Below are 8743 nucleotides of genomic sequence, written 5' to 3'. Positions count from 1 at the left end.
CCTAGGCGATGGCTGATTTCGCTCACCTCCTCATAAGGCTCTTTGTCGAAACGGCGCTTGTGACTTTCCTGTTTACGGATGTAGTCTAGGATGCGATTGCGGAATTTGGTTTTAAAGCACACATATAATCGGCGACGTTCACCAACTAGTAACTCTGGATGGTGACTGACCAGCTCATACAGGCACAGCATCCCCTCCTGCTCCCAGTCCTCTTTCTCCCACAGATGTAAATGGTATTCTTTCCGACACTTGTTTACAATCCCTTTACTTTCTTCATACAACTCTTTCAGATTCATAGACCTCTCCTTTCTGCATTTAGTTTAACAAAATGCATCAAGCCTTTGATCTACTTCTCCTCTTCTGTACTTCTCGCTACCTCAACTGCATACAAAAAGAGAGGCCCTGCCTCTCTGGGTTATAATTCTGCAATTTGGTTGAGATTCACTTCTGCAATCGTGTCATTACCAAACATAGAGATAATCATCTTCACTTTGTTATTATCAATTTCAGTAATTTTACCTGTATAATCTGCAAAAGCACCATCAATGATGCGGACAGTCTGCCCAACTTCAACATCAATATCAAACTCTTGAACAGTTTGTCCCATTGAAACCAGAATATCACGGATTTCTTGCTCCAATAGTGGAGTTGGTTTTGATCTGTTACCGTGTGACCCGACGAATCCTGTTACGTTAGGTGTGTTTCGAACGACGAACCATGCTTCATCGGTCATGACCATTTCTACAAGGACATAACCCGGAAAGCGATTCTCTTCAACTTCCTTTTTCTTTCCATTTTTCTCAACTTGCACGGTTTGTGTTGGAATCTCAACGCGTAGAATATTATCCAGCATGTTATACGTTTGTGCACGTTGCAATAGATTTTCTTTTACCTTATTTTCATAGCCAGAATAAGTTTGTAGAACAAACCATCCTTTGTCAAAACTATCCATGATATTTCCTTTCATAATAGAAGAAAGCTAGCAGAAGTTCTCCGCTTTTCTTCTAAAAAATGTTAATAAATCGAATCAAACCTGAAACAATCAATTGGTCAAAAATATAAATGATGACCACAAAGAAGGCTGTGTATTCCATAATAGAGCGAAAATCTCTCCAGCTTTCTTTGCGAGTCGGCCATGTTGTTTCCTTAAGAAGTTTGAAGATATCCTTAATAAAACCCATCGTTCTCTCCTATCTCGTCTCTCTATGTGTCGTATATTTTCCACAATGTTTACAAAATTTATTTACTTCTAGTCGTGTTGGCTTGGGGTTCCCACTAATTTTGATTGAGTAATTTCTTGAACCGCAAACTGCACAAGCTAGGCTTGCTTTTTTTAGTGCCATAACGCCTCCATCTTATCTATTATAACAAGAAACCTAGGCTTTGACAAGCCTCTTAACGAAAGAGATTGACGAAAGAGTCCCAGATTGTCTGGGCTTTCTCTTTTATCTTTGCATCCGAAATCGCACGTCCCGCTTCGTCTACAAGATTTTGAGCTCGGCTACGAATATCTTCTAGCGGATCCTCGGACTGGTTCGTTTCATTTTCAACGACCTGCTTTTTCGTATTTTCTGGTTCAATACCATTTTGTTTATAAGCATTCTCAACTGTAAAAGTGCTACCTGGGGTGTAAGGTAAAATGGTATTAGCCATACTTCTAAAGACGTGGGCCGCTCCATTTGAGGTTGAACCTGCTAGATAATGGTTCTCATCCGTCGTTGGGAAACCGAGCCAGTGGGTAATTACCACATCTGGAGTATAACCAATCACCCACTGGTCACTGGTATATTCAGGGTTGAAAACAGCCTCGGTAGTACCTGTCTTTCCAGCCATGACATAATCTGCTGGTGACGAACTAATTCCTGTACCATTTGTAAAAGTTCCCAACATCATGCTGGTCATTTTATCAGCCACAGACTTATCAATCACTCGTTTTTGGGAATTTTTATTGCTCTTGATGACCTGACCACTGGCATTTTCGATACGAGTAATGAAATGTGCCTCAGGCATCAATCCTTCATTAGCAAAGGATGCATAGGCTTGTGCCATTTGGAGAGGATTCGTCTCTACTCCTCCACCTAGGGCAACTCCAAGAACACGATCAACTTTATCCATATTAAGACCAAATCTCGTCCCAGCTTCAAAAGCCTTATTGATTCCCAAATCATTTACAGTCGCAACCGCTGGTAGATTGAGTGATTCTGCCAAGGCTTGATACATAGGTACTTCAGGAAATGTCTTAATGCCAGCATAGTTGTCCACTTGATAACTATCGTACTGCATCGTATGATTATCCAGTCGCTTGTTCAGAGCCCAGCCGGCTTCCACAGCTGGAGTGTAAACGACCAAAGGCTTAATCGTCGAGCCTGGACTGCGTTTAGACTGAGTTGCATAGTTAAAATTACGGAAGCCTGATTTGTCATCACCAGCTACGCGTCCGACAACTCCACGCACCCCACCTGTTTTAGGTTCTAGAGCAACACTACCTGATTCAGCATGCGTTCCGTCTTCTGCCGTTGGAAATAGGGAAGTATTTTCGTAAATAACCTGCATGTTAGCTTGGTAGTTTTGGTCAAGTTCTGTATAGATTCGGTAACCATTGTTGACAATTTCTTCTTCTGTGAGATTGTACTTGGAAACCGCTTCGTTGACAACTGCATCAAAATAGGATGGGTAACGATAATCAGAAATCTTACCTTCATACTTATCTTGCAGTTGTGAAGTCATATCTACTCTAGCCGCTTCGGTCTCTTGATTTTTATCAATATAGCCCGCTGCAACCATATTTTGCAAAACAGTATCCCTTCGGTTGGTCGAAGTTTCAACAGAATTTAATGGATTATACAATTCTGGTCCCTTGAGCATCCCTGCTAGAGTCGCCGCCTGATCAAGCGTTAGTTGCGAAGCGGATACACCGAAATATTTCTTACTTGCATCTTCAACACCCCATACCCCGTTTCCGAAATAGGCATTATTGAGGTACATAGTAAGGATTTGCTCCTTGCTGTATTTCTTTGTCAACTCTAAAGCCAGGAAAAACTCCTTGGCCTTCCGTTCAACAGTTTGGTCCTGAGAAAGATAGGCATTTTTCGCCAACTGTTGGGTGATAGTGGACCCCCCTCCAGAACGACCTGCTGTGACGATAGCTAGAAAGAAACGACCGTAGTTAATCCCATCATTTTTATAGAAGGAACGATCCTCTGTCGCAACGACAGCATTCTGCAAGTCTTTGCTGATATCTGTCAGCTCAACATAGGTTCCCTTTTGACCTGACAGGGCTCCTGCCTCTTTTTCTTCACGGTCAAAAATCAGAGTTCGCGTTTTCAGGGCATTTTGCAAATCATTGACATTGGTAGACTTGGCTATTGCAAATAGGTAGGTTCCTACTAGCAAACCAGCACTTAACCCTAAAATGATGACGATCTTTGTCAGATGATAACGACGCCAAAATTTCCGAATTGGGCCTACTTGGGACAATTTTTTTCTATCGCTCCGTGAACGACGCATGCTAGTCGAATCAGGCTCCGCCGATTCACTCGTTTCTTTTTTAAAGAGAGAAAGGAACTTCTCAAATAATTTATCTAATTTCATGCGTTTATTTTATCATCTTCACCATAGGAACTCAAGAATTTAGCTACTCCCTATCCAAATAGGGCTTTTTTTGTTACAATATCTGTATGCAATTCACATTTACACTACCCGAATCCTTGCCTCAAATGACGGTCAAACAATTCCTAGAGGAACAACTCCTCATCCCTAGAAAAATCCGTCACTTTTTGAGAATAAAGAAGAACATCTTAATTAACCACGAAGAAGTTCACTGGAACGAGATGGTGGAGCCAGGGGATATTTGTCAATTGACTTTTGACGAGGAAGATTATCCCACAAAGGAAATCCTTTTGGGCAACCCAGACCTTGTTAAAGAAGTTTATCATGATCAACATCTCATTGTTGTCAACAAACCCGAAGGCATGAAAACACACGGTAATCAACCAGATGAAATTGCCCTGCTCAACCATGTCTCTGCCTACGTCGGCCAAACCTGTTATGTCGTTCATCGTCTGGACATGGAAACTAGTGGTTTAGTGCTTTTTGCTAAAAATCCTTTTATCCTACCCATTCTCAATCGCTTGTTGGAGAAAAAAGAAATCGCTCGCGAGTACTGGGCACTCATAGAAGGACAAATAGGGAGTAAAGAACTTATCTTCCGAGATAACATTGGTCGTGATCGACACGACCGCAGAAAACGGGTGGTGGATTCTAAAAAGGGGCAACATGCTGAAACACAGGTAAGTCGATTAAAGCAATTTCCAAATAAGACTTCTCTTGTTCGTTGCAAACTAAAGACCGGTCGAACCCATCAAATCCGTGTTCACCTTTCTCACCATAAGCACCCTATCCTAGGCGACCCTCTCTATAACACTCGATCAAAAACAAGCCGGCTTATGCTCCATGCTTTTCGACTATCCCTTACCCATCCACTCACCTTAGAAAAGTTGAGCTTCACTGCCCTTTCTGATACATTTGAAAGAGAATTAAAAAAGAATGGATGACCGCTAAATCATCCATTTTATTTTATCTAAAAATAGAAAAAGCAAGACCAGAAGGCCTTGCTTTTTTATCGACTCAGGAATTATTTAGCGATTTTTGCAAAGTATTCAAGAGTACGTACAAGTTGTGCAGTGTATGACATTTCGTTGTCGTACCATGATACAACTTTAACCAATTGTTTACCGTCAACGTCAAGAACTTTAGTTTGAGTTGCGTCAAACAATGAACCGTAAGACATACCTACGATATCTGAAGATACGATTGGATCTTCTGTGTAACCGTATGATTCGTTAGCTGCTGCTTTCATAGCTGCGTTTACTTCATCAACAGTAACGTTCTTTTCAAGAACTGCTACCAATTCAGTAACTGATCCAGTTGGAGTTGGAACACGTTGTGCAGATCCGTCAAGTTTACCGTTCAATTCTGGGATTACAAGACCGATAGCTTTAGCAGCACCAGTTGAGTTAGGAACGATGTTTGCAGCACCAGCGCGAGCACGGCGAAGGTCACCACCACGGTGTGGTCCGTCAAGGATCATTTGGTCACCAGTGTAAGCGTGGATAGTAGTCATCAATCCTTCAACAACACCGAAGTTGTCTTGAAGAGCTTTAGCCATTGGAGCCAAGCAGTTTGTAGTACATGAAGCACCTGAGATAACTGTTTCAGTACCGTCAAGAACGTCGTGGTTAGTGTTAAATACAACTGTTTTAACGTCGTTTCCACCAGGAGCAGTGATAACAACTTTTTTAGCCCCACCAGCGTGCAAGTGTTTTTCAGCTGCTGCTTTCTTAGCAAAGAAACCAGTTGCTTCAAGAACGATTTCTACACCGTCGTTAGCCCAGTCGATTTGTTCTGGATCACGTTCAGCAGAAACTTTAACGAATTTACCGTTAACTTCAAATCCGCCTTCTCTAACTTCTACAGTACCGTCGAAACGACCTTGAGTTGTGTCGTATTTCAACAAGTGTGCAAGCATAACTGGATCTGTAAGGTCGTTGATGCGAGTAACTTCAACACCTTCTACGTTTTGGATACGGCGGAAAGCAAGACGACCGATACGTCCGAAACCGTTAATACCAACTTTAACTACCATTAGTGATTTCCTCCTTATGAAAATCCTGAAATTTTTATTGTGAAAAGAGTAACTTGAATCACTACAAATCACCTTTCAACATCATTATTATATAACTATTTAAGTAGAATTGCAAGTACGGGCGTTGTTTTTCTATCTTGCTTTTCTACTTTTCAATCCCCTTCATTCACCTAAGCTTTTATTTCTAGGCCCTTCTATCCTATCCGCATAATCTTCTCTTCTCATAGTTCAACTCTAACTTCAAAAATAGGACTATGAAAAGAGACAGGATTTCTCCTGCCTCTAGGCTGATAAACGATTATTTACGGCGTCCTGGACGTTCTGCGTAGCCATAGTAAGCATCTGCCATGATTTCTTCCATGTCAGCTACCATTGGCAAGCGTGGGTTAGCAGGTGAACATTGGTCTTCATAAGCAAGCAAGGCAATTTCATGCAAGCTGTCTTTCCAAGCTTTTTCATCGATTCCTTGGTCTTTGAAGTTCATCTTGATACCTACTGCAACACCAAGGTCGTAAACAGCTTTAGCGTATGCTTCAACTGCTTCTTCTGGAGTTGAGTGAGGCAAGCCAAGCATTTTCGCGATATCTTGGAATTTCTCATCAGCTTTCCAGTAGTTGTATTTAGGCCATGTAGTCGTCTTAGATGGACGAGTTCCATTGTAACGGATAACATATGGAAGCAAGATTGCGTTTGTACGTCCGTGAACAGTATGGTGAACTCCACCGATCTTGTGGGCCATTGAGTGGCTCATACCAAGGAATGCATTGGCAAAGGCCATACCAGCCATTGTAGATGCATTATGCATTTTTTCACGTGCTTCTGGGTCAGCTGTCTTAACAGATTTTTCCAACCATTCAAAGACAAGTTTGATAGTTTGAAGGGCGATACCGTCTGTGTAGTCGTTAGCAAAGTTTGAAGTGTAGGCTTCAGTAGCGTGAGTCAAGACGTCCATACCTGTATCAGCAGCGATGAAGTCTGGAACGGATTCAACCAAAGCAGGGTCAACAATGGCAATAGTTGGTGTCAATGAGTAGTCAGCCAATGGGTATTTGCGGTTGTTTTTCTTATCAGAGATAACGGCAAATGGTGTCACTTCTGAACCTGTACCTGAAGTTGTTGGAATACCGATGTATTTCGCTTTCTTACCAAGTGATGGGAAGCGGAAGGCACGTTTACGGATATCCATGAATTTTTGAACCAAGTCACGGAAATCGATTTCTGGTTGTTCGTAGAAGAGCCACATCACTTTAGCCGCGTCCATTGGAGAACCACCACCAAGAGCGATAATTGTATCTGGTTCAAATGCTTTCATCACTTCAGCACCACGTTCTACAGTTGTGATGTCTGGATCTGGTTCAACATCCGAGAAGACTTGGATCGTTACACGGTTGCTACGTGCGTTCAATTGATCAATAACACGTTGAACAAAGCCAAGTTTTTCGATAGATTTGTCTGTAACGATCATAACGCGTTCAATATCTTCACAAGTTTGAAGGTATTGGATAGAATTGCGTTCGAAGTAAATTTTTGAAGGAACTTTAAACCATTGCATATTATTTCTACGTTTCCCTACTTTCTTGATGTTTAGAAGGTTAATAGCGCTCACGTTATCACCAACTGAGTTGCGTCCGTATGAACCACATCCAAGTGTCAATGATGGAATGAAGGCATTGTAAACGTCACCGATACCACCGAAAGTAGATGGAGAGTTCCAGATAATACGCATGGCTTTGATTTCTGTACCAAAGCGTTTAGCAAGAGCTTCGTCTTTTGTATGGATAGCTGCTGAGTGACCAAGTCCGTTAAATTCAACCATTTGACGAGCTTTTTTAAGACCGTCTTCTGTATCTTCAGCTTTTAGGACAGCGATAACTGGTGACAATTTTTCACGAGTCAATGGTTCTTTCGATCCTACTTCTGCACATTCTGCAGCCAAGATGTTTGTTCCTTCTGGAACACTAAATCCTGCTTGTTCAGCAATCCATGCCGCTGGTTTACCAACGATGTTTGCATTTAGTTTAGCACCTGCACAGTTCTTGCTGTTGGCTTTCACGCCGAAACAGAATTCTTCAAGAAGGGCTTTTTCTTTTTTGTTTACAAAGTAAGTGTGGTATGATTTGAATTCTTCTACAAATTCGTCATAGACTTCTTTATCAATGATAACCGCTTGCTCTGATGCACAGACCATACCATTGTCAAATGATTTAGACATGACGATATCATGAGCAGCTTGACGGAGGTCAGCAGATTTTTCTACATAAGCAGGAACGTTTCCAGCACCTACCCCAAGAGCTGGTTTCCCACATGAGTAAGCCGCCTTAACCATAGCATTACCACCAGTTGCAAGAATAGTTGCAACACCTTCGTGGTTCATAAGCGCTCCAGTTGCTTCCATAGATGGTTCTGTAATCCATTGAACACAGTTTTCAGGTGCTCCAGCTGCGATAGCTGCATCACGAACGATTTGTGCTGCGTGAGCAGAAGATTCTTGAGCTGATGGGTGGAAAGCAAACACGATTGGATTGCGTGTCTTCAAAGCAATCAATGATTTGAAAATAGCTGTTGATGTTGGGTTCGTTGTTGGAGTGACACCACACACTACACCGACAGGTTCTGCAATTTTAGTCAAGCCTGTAACTGGATCATCTTCGATAACTCCAACAGTTTTAACACCACGCATATTATTCACAACGTGCTCACAGGCAAAAAGGTTTTTTGTAGCCTTGTCTTCAAATACACCACGACCAGTTTCTTCAACTGCATGTTGAGCAAGAATTCCGTGCGCATCAAGAGCTGCAACTGAAGCTTTCGCTACGATGTAGTCAACTTGCTCTTGATTCAACTTGCGCATTTCATCAAGCGCAACCAAGGCCTTTTTCACTAACCCGTCGACATGCTTTTCAGCAGCGAGTTGTTTTTCCTCAGGTGTTAACGTTTTTTTATCAGCCATATTGTCCTCCATAGCCTTCAAGGATTTAATCCTTTGTTAATTTTTTCACAATTTTATTATAACTCTTTTTCAATTCTTTGTAAACCGTTTCATAAGCATTTCACAAAGAATTTTTCTAAGATTGTGATTTTTTTATCAATATAGCTACG

The 8743-nt window shown here is 41.7% G+C and carries 7 protein-coding genes and 1 pseudogene; 1 reads left to right on the top strand and 7 read right to left on the bottom strand.

What is annotated here, in order from left to right:
• From D8854_RS09650 to pbp2a, 5 genes and pseudogenes are all read right to left on the bottom strand, one after another.
• Positions 1–296, bottom strand: a pseudogene (locus D8854_RS09650) (sigma-70 family RNA polymerase sigma factor); the annotation flags it as partial.
• Positions 297–415: 119 nt separating this feature from the next.
• Positions 416–952, bottom strand: a complete 537-nt coding sequence (nusG, locus tag D8854_RS09645) for a transcription termination/antitermination protein NusG (RefSeq protein WP_000376732.1) — start codon at positions 950–952, stop codon at positions 416–418.
• Positions 953–1004: 52 nt separating this feature from the next.
• Positions 1005–1181 (bottom strand): preprotein translocase subunit SecE, encoded by a 177-nt coding sequence (gene secE / locus D8854_RS09640; RefSeq protein ID WP_000505776.1) that lies wholly within the window; start codon positions 1179–1181, stop codon positions 1005–1007.
• 9 nt (positions 1182–1190) lie between these two features.
• Positions 1191–1343: a 50S ribosomal protein L33 gene (gene rpmG / locus D8854_RS09635; RefSeq protein WP_001809375.1), complete on the bottom strand. Its 153-nt coding sequence runs from the start codon at positions 1341–1343 to the stop codon at positions 1191–1193.
• A gap of 52 nt (positions 1344–1395) precedes the next feature.
• Entirely contained in the window at positions 1396–3591 is a 2196-nt protein-coding gene (gene pbp2a / locus D8854_RS09630) for a penicillin-binding protein PBP2A (RefSeq protein WP_125450620.1), read from the bottom strand.
• Between the two features lie 86 nt (positions 3592–3677).
• On the opposite strand from pbp2a, the gene D8854_RS09625 reads away from it, so the two are divergent.
• The gene (locus tag D8854_RS09625) at positions 3678–4553 is read left to right on the top strand and encodes an RluA family pseudouridine synthase (RefSeq protein ID WP_125450619.1); all 876 of its coding nucleotides are present in this window, start codon (positions 3678–3680) and stop codon (positions 4551–4553) included.
• 80 nt (positions 4554–4633) lie between these two features.
• On the opposite strand, the gene gap is transcribed toward D8854_RS09625, so the two are convergent.
• Together gap and adhE are read right to left on the bottom strand one after the other, a co-directional pair.
• Complete coding sequence (gene gap, locus D8854_RS09620; RefSeq protein WP_125450618.1) at positions 4634–5644, bottom strand: type I glyceraldehyde-3-phosphate dehydrogenase; 1011 nt, start codon at positions 5642–5644, stop codon at positions 4634–4636.
• 298 nt (positions 5645–5942) lie between these two features.
• Positions 5943–8594, bottom strand: coding sequence for a bifunctional acetaldehyde-CoA/alcohol dehydrogenase (adhE, locus tag D8854_RS09615; protein WP_125450617.1), 2652 nt, complete (start codon positions 8592–8594; stop codon positions 5943–5945).
• Positions 8595–8743: the final 149 nt, after the last annotated feature.

Source organism: Streptococcus mitis (assembly GCF_003943905.1).
In the GTDB taxonomy this organism is placed as follows: Bacteria; Bacillota; Bacilli; order Lactobacillales; family Streptococcaceae; genus Streptococcus; species Streptococcus mitis_BC.
Note: the sequence above shows the minus strand (reverse complement) of the source record. Positions and strands in the feature narration are given on the sequence as shown.